Raw genomic sequence first — 20439 nt, 5'->3', positions numbered from 1 at the left:
CCTTCTACTTATAAATTTTCATTTGGCGGTCCGCCTAATTTAGGGCCTTTACGCAGCATCCACCATGGCTTTCGCAATAGAACATCATGCATTTGCTTTCCGTTCATTGGACCTAGTGGTGACATATAAGGTACGCCGAACGATTTCAATCCGCATAAGTGTACCAGCAGCAGCAGAACACCGAGAATGAGTCCAAGCAATCCAAGCGTTCCCGCCAAAATCATAACGGGAAAGCGAAGCATGCTGAAGGCCATTCCGACAACATAACGAGGGATAGCAAACGATGCAATACCGGTGAGGGAAACGACAATGACCATCGGCGTAGACACGATTCCTGCTTCAACAGCAGCTTGACCGATTACTAATGCGCCGACGATGCTTACCGCAGCACCGACCTGCTTCGGCAAACGCAAGCCTGCCTCTCTCAGAGCCTCGAATGTGATCTCCATAATAAAGGCTTCAACTAATGCTGGAAATGGTACACGCTCCCGGGCGGTAGCCATGCTCTCAAGCAGTGTCGTTGGCACCATCTCTTGATGGAATGTAAGAACGGCAATATAAAACGATGGCAGCAGAAGTGAAATGATGACGAATAAATAACGCAGCCAACGAATCATAATGCTGAGAAAATAACGGGTGTAATAATCCTCGCTTGATTGAAACAGCGAAAATAAAGTGATCGGTGCAACAAGTACGAACGGTGTATGATCGACTAAAATGACGACCCGTCCTTCGAGCAGACCAGCTACAGCCACGTCTGGTCGTTCGGTATTCATAATTTGCGGGAAAGGCGAGATTGGGTTGTCCTCAATCAGTTCTTCAATATAGCCGCTCTCAAGGATACCGTCGATTTCGATCTTTTGCAGACGTGATAGTACTTCTTCAACGATCGCCGGCTTTGCGACTCCTTCTATATAGGCCACAACGACTCCGGTTTGGGTGTAGCGGCCGAGATCCAACCTTTTTGTTTTGAATTTGGGCGTTCTTATTCTTCTGCGCAATAGTGTTGTATTCGTTGACAGCATTTCTGTAAATGCATCACGAGGTCCTCTAATGACCGTTTCGGCAACCGGCTCTTCAATGGAACGTTTTTCCCATTTGGCAAGTCCCAGTGCAATCCCTTGGTTTAACCCATCCACAAGCAAGACCGGATTTCCAATAGAAATATGCTCAATGCATTCTTCAATGTTGTTGATGTTCTTTACCACGGTGACAGGTATTTTCTTCTTAATCAATTCCGTCAGCGACAAAATTTCATTTTCGGTATCATTCATGAGCGGAGTAAGCACATTTTTGTCCAGTTCTGCAATACTCGACATGCCATCCATATAAATAAGACACGCTTCAGTGCTGTTTCCAAAGGTAAACGAACGGAAAACAACATCTGAACAGTCGCTATATAAGGCTTTAAAGGCATGAATATTATCAGCTAAGCTGGAGGAGAGCTGTGTTAGCAAGATAGGAAGCTGCGGCTTCTTGTTTCTGTTCGGACGAGATCTATATTTAGTACGGAAAAACATAGAAATCTCCCTTTCTGGTTCGTTTTGTTTCAGTATCCCCACAAAGTGGGAAATAGTATTCCAAATCAGATCAAATGATTGTTCTGTTCAAAGTTAATTTTCAAATTCATTCTTTTCTTGCATCTAGAATCGGCTTCCATTTGCACAATTAAAACTCAAAAGTTTAAGCGCTTTAATTTTAATTGACATCCCTGTTTTGTCATCCTACAATACAGAAGTGACAGTCATTTTATTTACATGATTTACACATTAAGATCCTATTATCAATGAAAGGTCGTGTTGGATTATGAAAAACAGCTATGTCATGAAACCGCATTCATTCTTTCATTTAAGAACAGTAATGTCGGTTGCCCTGTCCCTTGTTTTGCTGCTTGCTTCTATGCCAGCAGTATTCGCGGAAGAAAGATCTGCCGCAGCATCGAAGCCTCAAAAGCCTTTTCCACAACAGATGACTTACACAAAAGGTACGATTAAACCGAACCATGTCAGTCAGAATCAGATGAATAAGGAGGTTAAGCTGCTCTACAAGGAATGGAAGAAAAAATATATGAAAGTAAATCCATATGATGCCAGCCAATATTATGTTTGGTATAACGATGGCGGTTGGAATGACGACGCAGTAACCGTGTCGGAGGCACATGGCTATGGGATGCTGATTACTGCGATCATGGCAGGTGCTGATCCGGAAGCGAAAAAAATATTCGATGGCATGTATCGTTATTTCCGTGCTCATCCAAGCCAGCTCAACCCAGATCTAATGGCTTGGCAGCAAGCGGATCGCGGTGGCAAGATCATCGACGTCAACGGCTCGGATTCTGCAATTGACGGCGATATGGATATCGCCTACTCCCTATTGCTTGCTGATAAGCAATGGGGAAGCACAGGTGCGATTAATTATCGTGCTGAAGGCATCAAGGTCATAAACGCCATTATGGAAAACGAGGTTCACCCTGAAGATTTTCACCTCCAATTGGGTGACTGGGTGAAGAACTCGGATAGCGAGCCTAGCTTCAAGCCCTCCACTCGCCCATCCGACTTCATGCTTCAGCATATGAAGGAATATGGAAAAGCAACCGGCGATGCACGCTGGGATAAGGTTCTCTCGACAACATACGGAATTATTAAAGATGTGCATGAGAACTATAGCGCTAAAACAGGTCTTCTGCCGGATTTCCTTTATAAGGATGCAGCAGACGGAAAATATAAGCCAGTCAACGAATTCAAATGGGATACGGAAAGCGGTCACTTTTTGGAATCGGAGTTTGATGGTGCCTATAACTACAACTCCTGCCGCACGCCTTGGCGCATCACGACAGACTACCTGCTTACAGGCGACAAAAGAGCGTATAATCAATTATCCGTTCTAAACAAATTCATAAAGGACAAGCATAAAACGCCAGATAAAATATGGTCGGGCTACACGTTGGATGGCAAGACGAAGCTGAGCGAATGGGATGGCGGGATGGATTTCACCGCACCATTTATGGTCAGTGCTATGATCGACTCTTCTAATCAACAATGGCTTAACGACTTGTGGGATTATCATACGGATGCAGTCAATCCTACAGCAGAAGAATGGCGTTATTACTATGGCAATACCATCCGCTTGCTCAGTATGATTGTTGTATCAGGCAACTGGTGGTCGCCAACGGGAATCGCAGCTACTGATATTTCCGGCCACTGGGCTGAAAATGATATTATCATCTCTTTATCTGAAGGCATTGCTGCCGGGTATCCTAATGGAGCCTTCAAACCGGATGCAGGCGTGAAACGCGCTGAATTCGCTGTCATGACAGCAAATGCGCTGAAGCTGTCTGGCGAAGGAGCCGCACTCGCATATAACGACAATCCATCTATCGCGCCATGGGCCAAGCAATCGGTTGCCCAGCTGGTTCAAGCTGATTTATTAAAAGGTTGGATTAAAGAAAGCTTCCTCCCTTCTACCGAGGTTACTCGTTCTGAAGCGGCGATACTCGTTGCAGCAGCATTAAAGCTGCCGCTTGAGGAGCAAGCATCAAATACCGGCTTCTCTGATGACGCCTCCATTCCAGATTGGGCGAAACCAGCAGTCAAAGCATTGGGTATTGCTGGAATCCAATTATTTAAAGCGCAAGACGCGCCATTCATGCCGAATGCGAATTTAACTAGAGCGGAAGCTATTACAATTTTGCGTAGTCTCTCTGGCAATTAATTCCATTGCGCTCCTAAGCGTTGCATACTGCCAACTTGCCACAAAATGTGGTATGGTAGAACAATGCAGTTATGTTCCAAGGAGCGAAGCGATGATGAAAGTTAGTATTTTTGATGTGGCACGCAGATCCGGATTATCAGTCGTTACCGTCTCAAGAGTGATCAATAATGCGGATACGGTGCGTGAAAAAAATCGAAATAAGGTGCTGCAAGCGATGAAAGAGCTCGACTATCATCCTAATGCTGCCGCCCGAAGTCTAGCTAGAGGAAAAACCGGAGTCATCGGCCTTATCATTATAACGCTGAATGACTCCTTCCTTGATGCTGTTGTTAAAGAAATCAACGATATGTTAGAGGGTCACCACTATCTCCTTGCCTTGTTCATATCCAATGAAGACGAAACGGATCTTCATAGCGCTATATTTCAGGAGGATCGTGTGGATGGCATGTTTATCCTGTCACCCATTCATGAGGAGCGTTATGTAGAGGAGCTCACACGAAAAAATATTCCATTTGTCATGATTGATAATCAACAGGAAAATTCGTCCGCACCTTCAGTTCAAGTCGATAATTATCAAGGCGGGTATGAGGCAACCAAGCATCTAATCGATCTAGGACATACGGATATCGTCCATATAAGCGGGCCTTCGCTGTTTCTAAGTAGTAAGGAGCGTATTCGGGGATACCTATCGGCAATGGAATCGGCGGGGCTTTCAACACGTATCGAGCAGGGTAATTTCGATATTAATTCCGGCTATGAGATAACCGATCGATGGATCGAATCCGGTACTCTTCCTACAGCCGTATTCGTTGCGGACGATTTGATCGCATTTGGCGTTATGGATGCACTTAAAAATAAGGGCTACCGTCTCCCTCAAGATCTTTCGGTAATTGGCTTTGACGATCAACTCTTCGCAGACCAGTTCCGTCCTGCGCTGACTACCGTTCGTCAACCGGTCGAGCTTATCGGAAGCCATGCTATTGATCTGCTCCTCAAACGAATGGAAAACCCAGACGCTCCTGTTTCTCAAGAGCCTTTGAAGCTGCAGCCTGAGCTCATTATTAGACAGTCAACCTGTCCGCCAGCTGCTAGGAAATAATCGCAAAAAAACGAATGAAGCAAAAGAAGGAGCGGCTTTAAGCCCTCCTTCTTTTGCAATTTCTATGGATTATCATCAATCGCGACTGAACCTTCTTCCAGATGTTTTACACCTGATTACTGCAAATTCGCCATAGGACTCGACTCGATGATTTGAGAAACATCTTCGGTTCGCTCTAGCCATATATCCTTAAAATCGATCCAGCCAAGGGAGTTCACGCCTACCCCTTTAATATTTGGATTGTAAAAGGTGTTAAGCTTTTTGTGAAGCAAAAAGAGGACATGTGTTTCATCCTTCAGCTTCTTTTCGATTTCAAATAGATGATTCCAACGATCCACTGCTCGTTCGCATGCCAATGCAGAATCAACCTTCTCTTTCACCCAGCCACGCAAGCGAGGGTCCAGATGCTCTCTGAGGAAATTGCCTGTCTGCTCATAAAGCTCAATTAAGCATACTTCATCCTCCGCAAACACGACGCAATACAATAGACAATCAGCGTTTTGAAGAACTTCAGGCTCTCTGATGCTCTTCCAGGTCTCTACTTGTACAACAACCTCAATTCCGAATGCAGACAAATGGCGCTGAAGCCATAAACCATCCTGCTCATGTATGCCATAAGTACTTATTCGGATTGCCTCTCCGTTATAGCCAGACTCTTTAAGCAGCTCGATTGCTTGCTCGGATTCGCATTGATCCTGCCATTCGTAAGTAGCCTCATTTGGATGAAACCCTTGAGCAGGATAAATGCGGTCCTCTCCCAGCTCCTTTATCATTTGAGTCCGATCTACGAGTAAATCAATCGCTTTCCGGAACTTTGCGGATTGCTGTGGACCTTCCTTCCCCATATTCCATGTAAGCAAGCTGCATCCGTTGCAAATTGACACTATTTTCTTCCACCCTTGTTCCGGCTGGATATCTCTTATATCGTGATCAATGAGCAGCTGTTCCCAGCTCTTTGTATAAACGACCGTATCCTCTGGCATGATGACGATTTCGACGCCGTCCAAATGGGCTCTTCCTTGAAAATAGCCTGCATTCGCCTGCATCGTGAATCGATCAGCAGTCCAATCGGTGAACCGGAAAGGTCCCGTACCAACCGGCCGAGTCCAAAATAATTCATCCTGTTCCACCAGTTCATGAGGAACAATGGATAATCCGGGTGCACAGAGAAATCTCGGGAATAGCCAGTTTGGATTCGAAAGTTTTATTTTTACCGTTCTCTGGCCAATTGCTTCGACTTGTTCGATTGTTCGAACGAACCAACCGGAAGCGCTGCTTCCGTGCAAACGATTGAGTGTATATACGACATCCTCGGCAATTAGCTCTCTACCATGGTGAAACATGACTCCTTTGCGCAGATGAAAGGTCCACACCTTGCCGCTGCCATCATGCTCCCACGCATGTGCGAGCGACGGAACGACTTTGCAAGCATCACGGTTATATTGGACGAGGCAGTCGAACAGCTGCTTGATCATATGAGCACTGAATGCATAATAAAGATCTTTCGGATCGAGCGTCAAAATCGGTCGATGTACGGGAAGCCGAAGGATGTCGGATTCAATATCATTAAGCTGCATCGTGCGGTAACCGAAATGTCCATTCAACCATTCCGCGAATAAGCTTCTTGCGGCTGTCCCGTCTCCATAGCTATCAATAAGTTCAAACGCTTGCTTATACTCGCCTTTAGTTGCAAGAAGCTGCGCTAGCTCAAGCAGCTTTTTTTCTTTTGCAAGCAGGAAGGTTATTTGTGATCGGTTGCCTCGCCCGCGGCCTGCTATCCATTCGATGAAGCCCTCCTCTTCAAGCTTTCGGAGGATCAGCTTCACGTTGCGTGAGGAACAGTACAAGGCGTCTGCCAGCTGTTCCAATGACACCTCTATTGCTTTGCCAGCCCCATCAGCACCGGCAAACTTCGAATATAACAACAAATAACGTTCATGAGTCAACAAAAGGCAATCCTCCTTAACGTCTGAGTGGACGGTTAAATAAAAGGGGAAATATACGAAAACGATTATACACTTTTTATCCCCTTTTAACGACTGCATAATAAAAGGACCAACACCCCACACAAAAATAAAACGGGAATGGTTCTAAGGAGGATGTGGAGTATGATGATTGATCAATATGTCGCTGAACAATTATGGAATGAACGTGAGCGGGAATTGGAAAGAAAAATTCGCCGAGGAGATTTTATCGAATATGGTACGCCGAAAGTCTCTTTTTTCAGAAGATTATTCTCAAGTCGTAGAGTGGGTAGGTATGGCTCATCCAAAAAACAGAATCCCTCAGGCTGCAGCCACCAAGAAACAATGGAGGAATAAATGAACCAGGCTAAACTTTTGACCAATAAAAAAGGTTAATCTTTATGGAAGAAGATTAACCTTTTTGTATCGTTGTGAACGAATTCAGCAATAGCAGCTTAATCGTCCAGCAGTGATTTTACGAATCGAAGAGCAAAAATGATGATGTTGACCAAATCCAGATAAATGTTCACAACCATCAATGGAATATCACTATCATCGAACCCTTCCTTGGACATCCGGTTAAAGTCATACAACGTATAACCGATGAAGATAAGCAAGCCGAAGCCCGCGAATAGCGTTTCCATCATCCCATCGAAAGGAAATATAAATTGCATAAGCCCGATTACGAGAAGTCCAATCAACGATGCGAATAGAAATCCGCCTAAAAATCTGAAATCCTCTTTCGTGTAGGTTGCATAGATCGCAAGACCGGCATAGACGATAACCGCTACCGCGACGGTCTGGATGACAGTGGTCGTACCCATCGAGGCGATATAATAGCTTAAACTAAATTGCAAGGCAGCTCCCGATACCACCATAAATGCATACATTAGAGAATAGCCGATCGCTTTCGATTTGCGAAGAAATACGATGGCAAGAATAAGGCCGATCTCCAAAATGAAAAGCGGAATTCGAGCAACGCTCGGCAGCATCGTTCCAATAAACATCCCAATCACCGATACGAGCAGTGCAAAGAAAAATGTGAGCATTAATTTTTGCATGGGCTTTCTATACCCGCTTGATTGACTATTAATCATCTTCTTTATCTCCCCAGCATAAGTTTTTTTATAGACCCAATAATAGCATAAACGACGTTTATAAAAAAGTAATTTTTTACATAATATGTTTGCGATTTAAACAAAAAAACCTCCATTCATCCATTTGGAAGAAGAAGGTTTCTTGCAAAAGCAGCTATTAATACCACAATGCTCTAATGCGCGGATGAATATTCGGCTGTTTCCGCCGTTGCGTCAAGCTTCTTGCGACCCATGAAGAACGCTGAGAGCAATGCGAGCACGACCGGCACAATTGCCCAGGCAAAAGTGTAAGCGATTGAGCCTGAGAGCATGCTGGAGAAGCTATCAAGCAGGCCAGATGGAATGAGCGCCCGAGTATCCGGAGAAAGCAGCGCATGAGGGTCCTTGAAATCAAGTCCTTCCGGCAATCCTCCGCCCTCGCTGCCTTCAGCGGAATATAGCTTAGTCATTTTATTCGTGAAAAACTGGCTCTGAATGAGACCAAACGCTGTAATGCCAATGGTCATGCCAAGCGAGCGGATAAAATTAAGCGTTGCGCCTGCAGTTCCTCTCTGGCGGTACGATAAGCCATGAATGGCTGCATTGCTAAGTACGGAGAATGATGCGCCGATGCCTAAACCGATAAGCACCATATAGATGGTGACCGTCAATCGAGATGTTTCAGCGGAAATGGTGGCAACAAGCGCGATCCCGAGTGCTAAAATAGCGAGTGTTGGTATCATAATGTTTCGGTACGAAAATTTGTTCATGAGGCTTCCCCCAAGCGTTGCGGTAATGACTGATCCGACCATCATAGGCAGCAGCACAAGACCCGAATTTGTAGCAGAGCCGCCAAGCACTCGTTGAATGAAGATTGGAATGTAAACCGATGCCGCAATAAATGCCGCTCCACTAAATAGAGCTACTAGAATACTTGTCGTGTACAATCTGTTCTTGAACAGATCAAATGAGATGATGGGCTCCTCTGCTCTCTTCTCCGCCATAAGAAATGCGATTAGAAGGACGGCAAAGCCGGCGAATAAGGTTAAAATGATTGGCGATTGCCATGCGAATTGCTTGCCGCCAAGCTCTAGCGCGAACATGAGACAGACAATCGCTCCAATTAGCGTAAATGCGCCTAGCCAATCGATAGGCTGCTTGGAATGCTCATGCGATTCCTTGTAGAAAAAAGTGACCATCAGGAAGGAGAGCAATCCTAGTGGAAGATTAATATAGAAAATCCATTGCCAAGCGATATGGTCCGTAATATAGGCCCCGAGCAATGGACCGAAAATACTCGATAAGCCAAAGACGGCTCCGAATAGTCCGCCTAATTGCCCGCGCTTCTCTATGGGTACAGCATCAAACATGATCGTGAACGCAATCGGAATAAGTGCGCCTCCTCCGATGCCTTGAATAGCTCTGAAAATAGCGAGCTCGGTTATTGAATCGGCTAGGCCGCACAATACCGATCCAAGCATAAATACGATAATCCCGAATACGAAAAACTTCTTGCGCCCATACATATCAGACAGCTTGCCGAAAATAGGCATTCCCGCCATCTCTGCAACCATATAGGCCGATGTGACCCAAATAAATTTGTCCATGCCTCCAAGCTCACCGACGATATTGCCCATTGCCGTCGCAACAATCGTGTTGTCCATGGACGCCATGAGAATTCCGAGCAGCAAGCCTCCGATTACGATGGAAAGGCTGCTTTTTTGATTTTGCTTCACTGATAAACACTCCTTTTGATTTCATTTAGCTTGTTATCAGTGTAATAAAAAAAGTATGACAGCTGAGTGTCATACTTCGGTATACCGTTTTAACATTTCTTCAATTGCCGTTTTTACCATATCTCGAAGCTCGGCCGGCTGAGCGACAACAACGCCGTCACCGAAGCTCAACAGGCTCGGAATGAGCCAACGCTTCACGGACCATGCATCCACTTCGAGCGTCATGGTAAGCGTGCCATCATCATTGAAGCTTTTCTCGGCGCTATAGAAGAAGTCCATTGCCCGTGCCAAGCATTCAACTGAAAAATGAAGCGTCGCATTTATTTTATTTTCTTGCTGTTGTCGATCAAAGGGGAGATTTCTATCGGGAAGCTGACTATGCTTCTGAAAGTATTCCGTTGAGACAAGCAAATTTGCCATTCGCGGCAGCTTAAATTCACGATAGTCTTTGCGTTCTCTGCAAAATCCGTATAAATACCAGGAGTCAAACTTATACAGCAGGCTGATCGGTTCTACGCAGCGCTCCTTCCTCTCGCTCTGCGCATTGACATACTCGAAACGGACGATTCGGCATTCCGTGATCGCTACCCTGAGCGTACGGAGTGAATCCTTGTAGGCTCCGCTCCCTCCAATGTCCATCGTCAAGCTTGGCGATGCATCACTGTGTTGAAGAGTTTGCAGCTTATGGATCGTTTCCAAAGCTCGTTCGTCATCGAAGACGGTCGACATGCTGTGAAGAATCGTAATAAGCGAGCTCACATCGTACGAGCCGAGCAAGCTTTTGTCCATTTTATACGATTCGATGATGCCATACCCGCCATTTACGCCCTGATAGGATACGACAGGAATTCCTGCTGCACAAATAGCATCGATATCGCGGTAGATCGTTCGTTGAGACACTTTGTATTTGTCTGCCAAAGCGGATGCCGAAAGCACCTCATTATTCAGCAGCATATAAATCATCGAGATTAATCGCTCCAGCTTCATCGGTTATGGGTTCAAGATGAGCTTTAAGCCTTCGATTTTCAATTGATCCATTCGAATGACCCAGCTCTTCAATGTCTCAAAGGTTTCATCAGAAAAACCAAGCAGCTGCTTCATGTCATGCGTAATTTTTTTCTCATCATCGTTGTAGTCTCCATCCGCAAATATAAGCAGCAAAATTTCTGCGAAAAAGATTTTTTTCACATGCTCATCCTTCAGGCCGCCGATAATATCCGAAAGCTTCTTCTCATTAGAGAAGTTGAAATCGGTTTGCTGGTAGTCCATTTCTTCCATAAACGATTGCAAGTATCCTCTTTCTTTTTTGTGGACAAAACCATCGGCATTCGCTACGAGATGCGCGAGTTCCAGAAAAGATTCTTTATGTTCCTTGGATTGTAGAAAATGTAAAAACAATCGGTCCACTCCCTAGTTTCAAATATGTTTGACTATATTCTTATTCGACAGGTTGGGGATTTTTCCTACATTTTCGATCAACTTGTTTAGTAATCTTACCTTTTTGTTTAATTTTAAAATAAAAGGATGGTGACTGCGTATGACGCGAATGTCTCAAACGCTCCAGTTTATAAAATGTCTATACAGCCGATTTCGCGAGGATGATGTTCCTGCGCTAGGCGCACAGCTGACCTATTATTTGATATTATCGTTTTTTCCGTTTCTTATTTTTATGGTTAGCCTGCTTAGCTTTATTGAGCTGTCAGGGGATAGCGTTGTAGGAGAGCTGATTCGCCTGCTCCCTTCCGATGCAAGCGATACGATTGCCGGCATATTGGCGGAGGTCGTGGATAACAGCAGCGGGACGCTTCTCTCATTCGGTATGTTTGCTACGATCTGGTCGGCGTCAAACGGCATAAACGCGATGATTAAAGGGCTGAACAAGGCATACGACATTGAAGAGCAGCGTCCTTTCTGGAAGGTTCGCGGCATCTCGGTCATATCGACGATTTTTCTAGTTGTCGTGATCGTACTCGTCATGGTAATGCTTATTTTCGGAAAGGCAATCGGACACTATTTGTTCGAATGGCTGGGTTATCCTGGAGGCTTTCAATGGTCATGGAGCGTTCTAAAATATGTGATTCCTATTGCAGCTATGATCGGCGCGTTTACTTTGCTTTACTGGATTGTACCAAGCAGGCGTCTCAGCTTCAGAGAGGTGCTGCCGGGTGCTGTCTTTGCAACCTTCGGCTGGATTGTGACATCGCTGCTATTCCAGTTTTATATGAACAGCTTCGGCAACTATTCGAAAACCTACGGCAGCCTGGGAGGCATGATCATTCTATTGATCTGGCTCTATATCAGCTCGAATATCATTATGCTCGGCGGTGAGATCAATGCCACGCTTGCCTCAGCAAAATCTCGAATCCCCCATTTGAAATCTGCACGTCATAGCTTTCGGCTGCAGCCGAATAAAAGCAAAACGATTCATTCATAGCGGTGGTATCGCAATCCGCACACAATTTTTTAAAATACCAAGTAAAGAACCTCACAGAAAATTAGGCATATGCTGATATATCTGATCTAGAGGGGAAATTATACATGTATGCCTATGAACAAAAATGGGATTAACTGGAATTATCCATACGTTAACGCGTATCCAACCTATGAACGTTATATGCCTAGTTATCTTCCGCAGCTTACTTTTGTACTTGTACACGGCGCTTGGGCAGATGCAAGCTTTTGGGATGAAACGGCGGCCGTACTGCGTCAAATGGGCCACATCGTGTATGCGCCTGAGTATCCAGGCCACGGTGCGGACCCTAACAAAAATGTTACCCATGCGATGTTGAGCAGATCAGTCGCTGATTTTATCATCGCCCGCAATCTTGAGCAAATTATTTTGGTAGGACACAGTTTTGGCGGCACTGTCGTTCAAAAGGTAGCGGAGCTTGTTCCGAATCGCATAAAACGGCTCGTCTTCTGGGATGCATTTGTACTGAATGACGGTGAATCGGCAGCAGACGAATTTCCGCCAGTCGCATTAGCTTTTTTTCAGCAGCTAAGAGACAGCTCGAAGGATGATACGATCATGCTACCCTTCCCTTTTTTTCGTGACATCTTTGTAAATGTGGCGCCCTTAGATGTCGCTCAGCGCATGTACAGTAAAATAACGCCTGAGCCTGCAAAGCCGTTATTTGAGAAGCTTGATCTTAAAAAATTTTACAGCCTCACCACGCCTAGAAGCTATATCTTCTTTACAGAAGATAACGTACTGCCGCAATACAACAGCGAATATGGCTGGCACCCGCATATGTCCAGTCGACTCGGTATTTTCCGATATATTCAAGGAAATAGCGATCATATGACGTCGACGAAGATGAATCCCGGTATGCTTGCCCAAAAAATATATGAAGCTGGAAGAGACTAAAGGATCATCAAGTACGAAAAAAAGGGTAAGATGCCAACAGTTCTGGCTTCTTACCCTTTTTGGATGATGTGAATTGCGGTTTTGCCTATTATTAAGGGACGTATTGCTGCACGATCTGAACGATTTCCCCATCCTTTAAGGTCATATGATAAGGGAAGCTTTTTATATCCAAGTCATCTTCCGTTTCCAATAGCTCGACGAATTTTTCAACGGAAATCGGCTCATTCCAGACAATATCGGCTTCGTTCACATTGCCAGTGCGGTTGTAGATTTGCATAAGAACTTTCGCATCATCTGCTATTGGCCATTCATGAAGGGCATCATCTTCATCAATGATGTAATAGCCGTCCGGAGGACCATCAAGACCCGAATCCGCTTCAAACTCTAAAAATTTATCGATGGCTTGCTCGCCCTCGTACCAATCGATTTGATCGATGGATAGCGTGTACTTATTATTTTGCTTCTGTACACTTTCGATATATCCCGTTTCCAAATCCGGCGTTTGCTCTACCGGTTTATAATCACGGCCTCCCGTCGGCGCAAAGCTAAAGGCCGTGAGACAAGCTATCGCAACAACTGCGATCATTGCATATTTTTTCATAGCGCTGACGCTCCTTTTATTTATGGTTTATATTCTTATTCGTCTTACCTATAGAATATAACGTTTTCTGGGTGCAATAAGTTACAGAATAGCTACAAAAATATTTTTGGGAAAAAAGAAAAACCTGCGCTCTACGCAGGCATTCGCTCATATGACAAACAGGTCCACGAACTGGTTCACGGGAGTCGATTCCAGCGTCTGCTGATCCCGGCATTGCTCAATAATTTGCTGTGTTTGCTTAGTGGGAAAACGGGTTCTCAGATTGGATTCGAATTTACGCTGCAAAAGCGGGATTGCTTCAAGGCGCCTTCTCCTATGGCCAATCGGGTATTCGATCTCTTTCTTCTCCGAGGATGTACCATCCGTGAAAAATAGCTGAATCGCATTCGCGATCGAGCGTTTACCGGGGTCTAGGTAATCCTGCGAATAGGATGGTTGCTCGGCCGTAATCATCTTAAGGCGGAGCTCATCAATTCGCGGGTCTTGCGCAGCCTCTTGTTCATAATGATCGGCTGTCAAATTGCCGAATAGCAGTCCGATTGCAACCATGTATTGCAGGCAATGGTCGCGATCCGCCGGATTATGGAGCGGCCCCGTCTTATCAATAATGCGCAGCGCTGACTCATGCGTGGTGAGAACGATTTTGTCAATTTCATGCAGTCTATCCTTAACTAAAGGGTGAAGAGAAATGGCGCATTCGACTGCCGTTTGACCATGGAATTCTGCTGGAAATGCGATTTTGAACAGTACATTTTCCATTACGTACGAATCAAAGCTTCGCTTGAAGGAAAAGGGCCTCCCTTTATACAGCACATCATAGAACCCCCATCCCGGCGCAGTCAGCGCGGAAGGATACCCCATTTCGCCTTGCACGGCCATGAGCGCAAGCCGAACAGCCCGGCTTGTCGCATCGCCAGCAGCCCATGACTTTCGCGTCCCGGTATTAGGCGAATGCCGGTAGGTGCGAAGCGGATGGCCGTCGATCCAAGCCTGCGATACGGCTGCGACAATCTCATCCTGCGTTCCTCCGAGCATGGCGGTCACAACTGCCGTCGAGGCGACCTTGACGAGAATTACATGATCGAGCCCAACGCGATTGAAGCTATTTTCGAGGGCAAGAATACCTTGGATTTCATGAGCTTTAATCATCGCAGTGAGTACATCGCGCATCGTTAAAGGTGGTTTTCCCTCGGCGATGTTCGTTCTGCTTATATAATCTGCGACAGCAAGAATGCCGCCTAAATTATCGGATGGATGGCCCCATTCCGCTGCGAGCCATGTATCGTTATAGTCGAGCCAGCGAATCATGCAGCCAATGTTGAATGCGGCAGTGATCGGATCAAGCTGGAAATCGGTGCCGGGTACGCGTGCCCCATTCGGCACGAATGTCCCCTTGACGATTGGACCCAGAAGCTTCGTGCACTCCGGATAACGCAGCGCGAGCAAACCGCAGCCGAGCGTGTCCATGAGGCAATATCTAGCTGTCTCGTAAGCCTCTTCGCTATCGATTACATAATCAGCGGCATATTTTGCAATATCAACAAGCAATTGATCGGGTTCGGGCTTATTGTTGCTGATAGGCGTTGACATGGGCAGCTTCTCCTCCCCTTCTCGTTACGATCGATTATTAATGGAAGCCCACGGCGCCTGATCCGGCCCGTTGTAATCGGCACTTGGTCGAATGAGACGGTTATTTGCCCGCTGCTCGATGATATGCGCAGACCAGCCGCTCATACGGGAAATTACAAAGATTGGCGTGAACAAGGAAGTTGGAATGCCCATTAATCGATATGCCGATGCGCTGTAGAAATCCAAATTCGGAAAGAGCTTTTTCTCCTGCTGCATGATCTGCTCAATCCGCTCCGATATGAGATAGAGCGTCATATCTCCTGCAGCCTCAGAGAGCTTCTTCGACCACGCTTTGATCAAATCCGATCTTGGATCGGAGACCGAATATACGCGATGACCAAAGCCCATAATTAATTTTTTGTCCATCAGCAGCTGCATAACACCGCTTTCGGCTTCGCTTGGGCCTCGGAATTGTTCAATTAATTCCATAGCTGCCTCGTTTGCGCCGCCGTGAAGATTGCCGCGCAGCGTGCCGATACCGGTTGTAACTGACGAGTATATATCGGACAAGGTGGACGTCGTCACGCGTGCTGCGAAAGTGGAAGCGTTAAATTCATGCTCCGCGTACAAGATGAGCGAGACGTCCATCGCCCTCTCGTGAAGCTCGCTTGACCTATGCCCATGCAGCAGCTGGAGAAAATGTCCGGCAATGCTGTCGCTATCCGTTGCTGTATCGATCCTGCTTCCATTTCTGTGGTAATGATGCCAGTACAGCAGCACGGAAGCGCAGCTTGCGATCAGACGATCGGCAATTTCATATTGATTATGCTGCGTGGTCTCAGGCTCAAAGGCAGCAAGAGCTGAAACGCCTGTACGGAGTACGTCCATCGGATGCGTGCTTCCAGGCAGCTGTTCCAATATCGTGAGCAAGCCAGCCGGCAGACTACGCAGCTGCTGCAGCTTTTGCTTATATTGCTGCAATTCCTTATGATCCGGGAGCTTTCCGTAAATGAGCAAATAAGCGGTTTCCTCAAAAGTGCCATAGCCTGCAAGATCTTCAATGGAATAGCCACGATAAGTTAGCCCCTTGCCTTCCTTGCCAACGGTAGAAATCGCTGTAACCCCGGCAATGACTTCCGCAAGCCCGCCCGGTTTTTTAGTCGCCATCGCTTGACTCCTCCTTTCGGCTTCCGTATAGCTGATCCAGCTTATTCTCATAGCTGAAATAATCTAGAAAGTCATAGAGCTCCGCACGCGTCTGCATATGGCTTACCACATTCTTTTGCGTCCCCTCGCGCCGGATCGTCTCATAAACGAGCAAAGCAGCTGCGTTCATTGCGCGAAAGGCCGATAACGGATAGAGAGCCAAGCTGACGCCCGCCTTCTCAAGCTCCTCAATCGTGAATAGCGGCGTCTGGCCGAACTCGGTAATGTTGGCGAGGACGGGAACCTTTACAGCGTCTGCGAACGCCTGGTAATCTTCAAGCTTAGTGACGGCCTCAGGGAATATCATGTCCGCCCCTGCTTCGACACAGGCACAGGCTCTTTCGATCGCGGATTCCAATCCCTCAACCGCGAGAGCATCCGTGCGAGCCATAATGACAAACTGCGAGTCCGATCTTGCGTCTGCGGCAGCTTTGATGTGGTCCACCATCTCCCCCTTGCTGACGATAGATTTATTGGGGCGGTGCCCGCAGCGTTTGGCCATGATTTGATCCTCGATATGAACGCCGGCTGCTCCGGCGCGATTCATTTCCTTGATGGCGCGGGCAATTTGGAAGGCTCCGCCAAAGCCGGTATCCACATCTGCGAGCAGCGGCAGCTCCGTTGCGCTCGTGATCCTTCTTACCTCCTCCAAACAATCGTGAAGCGTCGTGATGCCAAGGTCAGGCAGTCCGAAGGACGCATTTGCGACGCCTGCGCCAGATAAATATATGGCACGAAATCCGACTCGTTCCGCCAGTATGGCCGAATAGGCATGAATTGTGCCAGCGACTTGCAGGGGCTTTTCGTCGATAAGCGCCTCGCGTAGACGCTGCCCCGGGGATCCACCCATTCTGCCACCGCCTTTTCAATATAAATTGAATGATTTAAGCAATTGGCCGCTGATTACGATTCTGTGAATTTCGTTGGTACCCTCGTAAATTTGAGTAACCTTGGCATCGCGAAAGAGCCTTTCTGCTGACAACTCCTTCTTACAGCCCTCTACTCCGAGCAGTTGCACCGCCGCGCCCGTTACCGCAACAGCCGTATCGGATGCGAACATTTTTGCAATGGATGCTTCCTTCGTACAAGGGAGTCCTTCTTGGCGCAAATATGCAGCATGATAGACGAGCAGTCGCGCCGCTTCTACCTGAGCGGTCAGATCGGCAAGTTTAGCATGCAGATGCAGCGGCGGCTTGCCGCGCCTCATCACTGATTGTGCGATGAACGGATGGTATCGACTATTCAGCATCTCAAGCGCTGCTTGTGCAATGCCGAGTGCTTGCGCCCCAATCCCGATTCTGCCGCCGTCAAGCGAGCCCTTCGCGATGGCAAATCCTTTTCCTTCTTCACCAAGCCGTTGCGAAACCGGCACCTTCATCTGATCAAAAATCAATTCACAGGTGCTGGAGCCATGCAGTCCCATCTTCTTTTCTTTTCTGCCAATCGTAAGTCCGAGCGAATCTCGCTCAATAATAAATGCGGTAATACCGCGAGCGCCCTTAGTCGAATCTGTTGCCGCAAAGGTGACATAGATGTCCGCTGCGCCGGCATTCGTAATAAATACCTTCGTCCCGTTCAAAATATAATGATCTCCGACCCGGACGGCCGAAGTTCGTATGGAGGAAGCATCCGATCCGGCGTGGGGCTCGGTTAACGCGAAAGCGCCTAAGCTCTCGCCAGACGCAAGCCTGCTCACAAATTTTGCAAGTTGCTCCTGCGTGCCGTATTGCAAAATCGGGAACGTGCCCACGGATGTATGAACGGATAAAATGACGCCTATCGTCGCGCTTACTTTCGAAATCTCGTTAATCGCAACGATATACGAAATAAAGTCGCCGCCAGCGCCGCCCCATATCTTCGGAATGGGAATGCCCATTAATCCGTGCTGAGCCATCTTCGTCACCAATAAGCTTGGAAATTCATCGTTTTGTTCCATCATCGGCACAACCGGGGCAATCTCTGTCTCCGCAAAATGTCGGACCGCTCTCTGCAGCTCTTCTTGTACCTGCGTATACCGGAGCTCCACTGCCCTGCACCCCTTTCCGAAAAACGAACCCCGCCTTCAATCGTAAATGTAAAAACCGCGTCCCGTCTTGCATCCCAGCCAGCCGGCCTGCACATATTTCCGCAGCAGCGGACAAGGTCTATATTTAGAGTCGCCAAACCCATCATGCAGCGTTTCCATAATGGCTAAGCAAGTATCCAGTCCAATGAAATCAGCCAGCGCGAGCGGCCCCATCGGATGATTCATGCCAAGCCTCATCACTTGGTCCACAGCTTCCAGCTCTGCTACTCCCTCATAAACGGTGAAAATGGCTTCATTAATCATCGGCATCAAAATGCGGTTAGAGACGAAGCCAGGAAAGTCATTTACCGCTACAGGCAATTTGCCTATGGCGATTGAAAGCTCTTTTATCCTATTGAAGGTTTCATCCGATGTCGCTAGCCCTCGAATGATCTCGACGAGCGGCATCACGGGAACTGGATTCATGAAATGCATGCCGATAACGAGCTGCGGCCGATTCGTAGAGGCTGCCATATCGGTAATGGATAAGGAAGATGTATTGGTCGCCAAAATCGTATTAGCGGCGCAAATCTGATCCAGCCGATTAAATAAGTCTTTCTTCATGTCCATACGCTCTGGCGCAGCTTCAATGACAAGCTCAGCTAGAGCAGCGCTATCAATTACCGTTGAAGCAGCAAGGTTGCCAAGCGTCAACACTCGCTCCTCCTCGGTTATTTTTCCCTTAGAGACAAGTCTAGATAATGAAGCTTCGATTGAGGAAATGCCGCGATTAACAGCAAAATTGTCGATATCGTAAAGAGTTACCTGACGCCCGCTTTGAGCAAGCGTCTGTGCGATTCCGCTGCCCATTTGCCCCGCGCCTATTACCGTAATTGTTCGAAAATCCATCCCAATCACCTCTGTTTCAGCCATCCACCTGAATCAGTACCGCATCGCCTTGTGCGCCTCCGCTGCAAATTGCAGCAATGCCAAGACCGCCGCCGCGCCGCTGCAATTCAATCATTAATGTAAGCACAATTCTTGCGCCGCTAGCCCCAATCGGGTGGCCTAGCGCAATTGCGCCTCCATTTACGTTGACCTTCTCCGCGTCCCAGCCGAGCAGCCTGCCGCATGTTGGAATGACGGAAGCAAAGGCTTCATTTACTTCAAATAAATCGATGTCCGTAATCGATAGCCCCGTCTTCCGCAAAAGCTTCTCGATGGCGAGGACGGGTGCGGTAGCGAGATAAGGAGCTTCCGTCCCGATCGCGCTATGTGCGATGATTTTGGCAATTGGCTTGTATCCGCCTCGCAGCGCCTCTTCATTTGACATCAATACCAAAGCTGCGGCCCCGTCATTTATGCCGGGAGCATTTCCTGCAGTGATCGAACCGCTGAAACCGTTCAGCGGCTTAAGCTGCGCCAGCTTCTCGCCATCCGTATCGGAGCGCGGACTCTCATCCGTACTGAGAATAGCGTTTGCAGGAGTCGAGTACGGAATGATTTCCTCATCGAACAGATGACTCCGAATAGCCGAGCTCGCACGATTATGGCTTCTTAACGCCCACTCGTCCTGCTCGGTACGGCTTATGCCAAATTCTGCTGCGATAGCATTGGCATGTACAGCCATTTGCACATTGTGGAATGGACAGAGCAGACCATCGTTGATTAAGAGATCCGTCAGCTGCGAATGGCCGAGCCGACTTCCCCACCTTGCTGTCTGAATAGCAAACGGCGCTTGGCTCATGCTCTCCATACCGCCAGCCACAATCGTATCGGCCTCTTCGGCGCGTATCATTTGATCCGCCAGGGTGATGGCCCGCAGCCCGGAGGCACATACTTTATTGATTGTTTCCGAGGGAACGCTCCAACCGATACCCGCTAGTCTTGCAGCCTGCCGAGCTGGATTTTGCCCGCAGCCCGCTTGGAGAACCATGCCCATGATGACACCATCCACCTCATCGGCAGCTATCCCGCAGTATTCTATAGCCCCCTTAATCGACGCTGCCCCAAGCTCGACAGCCTTAACGTCCTTGAACATGCCGCCGAATTTGCCATATGCCGTTCTTTTCCCGCCGACAATGACCGTTTGACGCATGGTGGAA

General features: G+C 47.3%; 18 protein-coding genes. 5 read left to right on the top strand and 13 right to left on the bottom strand.

The genetic code is table 11. The features are described from left to right. Positions 1–8 precede the first annotated feature (8 nt). Positions 9–1520, bottom strand: a complete 1512-nt coding sequence (locus tag AC2TDN_RS18485; protein WP_484689643.1) for a spore germination protein — start codon at positions 1518–1520, stop codon at positions 9–11. Between the two features lie 286 nt (positions 1521–1806). Between AC2TDN_RS18485 and AC2TDN_RS18480 the strand changes: the two genes are divergently transcribed. Next, complete coding sequence (locus AC2TDN_RS18480) at positions 1807–3711, top strand: glycosyl hydrolase family 8 (protein ID WP_484689641.1); 1905 nt, start codon at positions 1807–1809, stop codon at positions 3709–3711. Between the two features lie 91 nt (positions 3712–3802). Beyond that, positions 3803–4810: a LacI family DNA-binding transcriptional regulator gene (locus AC2TDN_RS18475; protein ID WP_482065942.1), complete on the top strand. Its 1008-nt coding sequence runs from the start codon at positions 3803–3805 to the stop codon at positions 4808–4810. Between the two features lie 116 nt (positions 4811–4926). Here the strand turns inward: AC2TDN_RS18475 and AC2TDN_RS18470 are convergent, their stop codons facing one another. Next, on the bottom strand, positions 4927–6759 hold the full coding sequence (locus tag AC2TDN_RS18470) for an ABC transporter substrate-binding protein (RefSeq protein ID WP_484689638.1): 1833 nt from the start codon (positions 6757–6759) through the stop codon (positions 4927–4929). Between the two features lie 159 nt (positions 6760–6918). Here AC2TDN_RS18470 and AC2TDN_RS18465 point away from each other — a divergent pair, with 159 nt between their 5' ends. Then, complete coding sequence (locus AC2TDN_RS18465; RefSeq protein ID WP_482065940.1) at positions 6919–7131, top strand: hypothetical protein; 213 nt, start codon at positions 6919–6921, stop codon at positions 7129–7131. 98 nt (positions 7132–7229) lie between these two features. Here AC2TDN_RS18465 and AC2TDN_RS18460 read toward each other — a convergent pair whose 3' ends face one another. From AC2TDN_RS18460 to AC2TDN_RS18445, 4 genes are all read right to left on the bottom strand, one after another. After that, positions 7230–7871 (bottom strand): Bax inhibitor-1/YccA family protein, encoded by a 642-nt coding sequence (locus AC2TDN_RS18460; RefSeq protein WP_484689636.1) that lies wholly within the window; start codon positions 7869–7871, stop codon positions 7230–7232. A 173-nt stretch (positions 7872–8044) separates the two neighbouring features. Beyond that, a complete protein-coding gene (locus tag AC2TDN_RS18455) occupies positions 8045–9586 on the bottom strand; it encodes an MDR family MFS transporter (RefSeq protein ID WP_484689634.1) in 1542 nt (513 codons plus the stop codon). Between the two features lie 69 nt (positions 9587–9655). Next, on the bottom strand, positions 9656–10573 hold the full coding sequence (locus AC2TDN_RS18450) for a helix-turn-helix transcriptional regulator (RefSeq protein WP_482065937.1): 918 nt from the start codon (positions 10571–10573) through the stop codon (positions 9656–9658). 3 nt (positions 10574–10576) lie between these two features. Continuing rightward, positions 10577–10984 (bottom strand): TerB family tellurite resistance protein, encoded by a 408-nt coding sequence (locus AC2TDN_RS18445; RefSeq protein WP_482065936.1) that lies wholly within the window; start codon positions 10982–10984, stop codon positions 10577–10579. Between the two features lie 139 nt (positions 10985–11123). Here AC2TDN_RS18445 and AC2TDN_RS18440 point away from each other — a divergent pair, with 139 nt between their 5' ends. Then, a complete protein-coding gene (locus tag AC2TDN_RS18440) occupies positions 11124–12020 on the top strand; it encodes a YihY/virulence factor BrkB family protein (protein WP_484689633.1) in 897 nt (298 codons plus the stop codon). Between the two features lie 108 nt (positions 12021–12128). Further along, a complete protein-coding gene (locus tag AC2TDN_RS18435; protein ID WP_484689631.1) occupies positions 12129–12953 on the top strand; it encodes an alpha/beta hydrolase in 825 nt (274 codons plus the stop codon). Between the two features lie 91 nt (positions 12954–13044). Here AC2TDN_RS18435 and AC2TDN_RS18430 read toward each other — a convergent pair whose 3' ends face one another. From AC2TDN_RS18430 to AC2TDN_RS18400, 7 genes are all read right to left on the bottom strand, one after another. Then, on the bottom strand, positions 13045–13554 hold the full coding sequence (locus AC2TDN_RS18430; RefSeq protein ID WP_484689629.1) for a hypothetical protein: 510 nt from the start codon (positions 13552–13554) through the stop codon (positions 13045–13047). Between the two features lie 147 nt (positions 13555–13701). Continuing rightward, positions 13702–15144 (bottom strand): bifunctional 2-methylcitrate dehydratase/aconitate hydratase, encoded by a 1443-nt coding sequence (locus tag AC2TDN_RS18425; protein WP_484689627.1) that lies wholly within the window; start codon positions 15142–15144, stop codon positions 13702–13704. Positions 15145–15168: 24 nt separating this feature from the next. Then, positions 15169–16290, bottom strand: a complete 1122-nt coding sequence (gene prpC / locus AC2TDN_RS18420) for a bifunctional 2-methylcitrate synthase/citrate synthase (RefSeq protein ID WP_484689626.1) — start codon at positions 16288–16290, stop codon at positions 15169–15171. After that, positions 16280–17179: a methylisocitrate lyase gene (prpB, locus tag AC2TDN_RS18415; protein ID WP_484689624.1), complete on the bottom strand. Its 900-nt coding sequence runs from the start codon at positions 17177–17179 to the stop codon at positions 16280–16282. The genes prpC and prpB overlap by 11 nt, the downstream gene beginning before the upstream one ends. A gap of 15 nt (positions 17180–17194) precedes the next feature. Further along, positions 17195–18355 carry an acyl-CoA dehydrogenase family protein gene (locus AC2TDN_RS18410; protein ID WP_484689622.1) on the bottom strand — a complete coding sequence of 387 codons (1161 nt, stop codon included), beginning with the start codon at positions 18353–18355 and terminating at the stop codon, positions 17195–17197. A gap of 36 nt (positions 18356–18391) precedes the next feature. Continuing rightward, positions 18392–19243, bottom strand: a complete 852-nt coding sequence (locus AC2TDN_RS18405; protein ID WP_482065929.1) for a 3-hydroxybutyryl-CoA dehydrogenase — start codon at positions 19241–19243, stop codon at positions 18392–18394. 16 nt (positions 19244–19259) lie between these two features. Beyond that, positions 19260–20432, bottom strand: coding sequence for an acetyl-CoA C-acetyltransferase (locus AC2TDN_RS18400; RefSeq protein WP_484689620.1), 1173 nt, complete (start codon positions 20430–20432; stop codon positions 19260–19262). Between the last annotated feature and the right edge of the window lie 7 nt (positions 20433–20439).

It is taken from the genome of Paenibacillus sp. Y660 (genome assembly GCF_057221575.1).
This window is presented reverse-complemented; position numbering and strand designations above follow the sequence as displayed.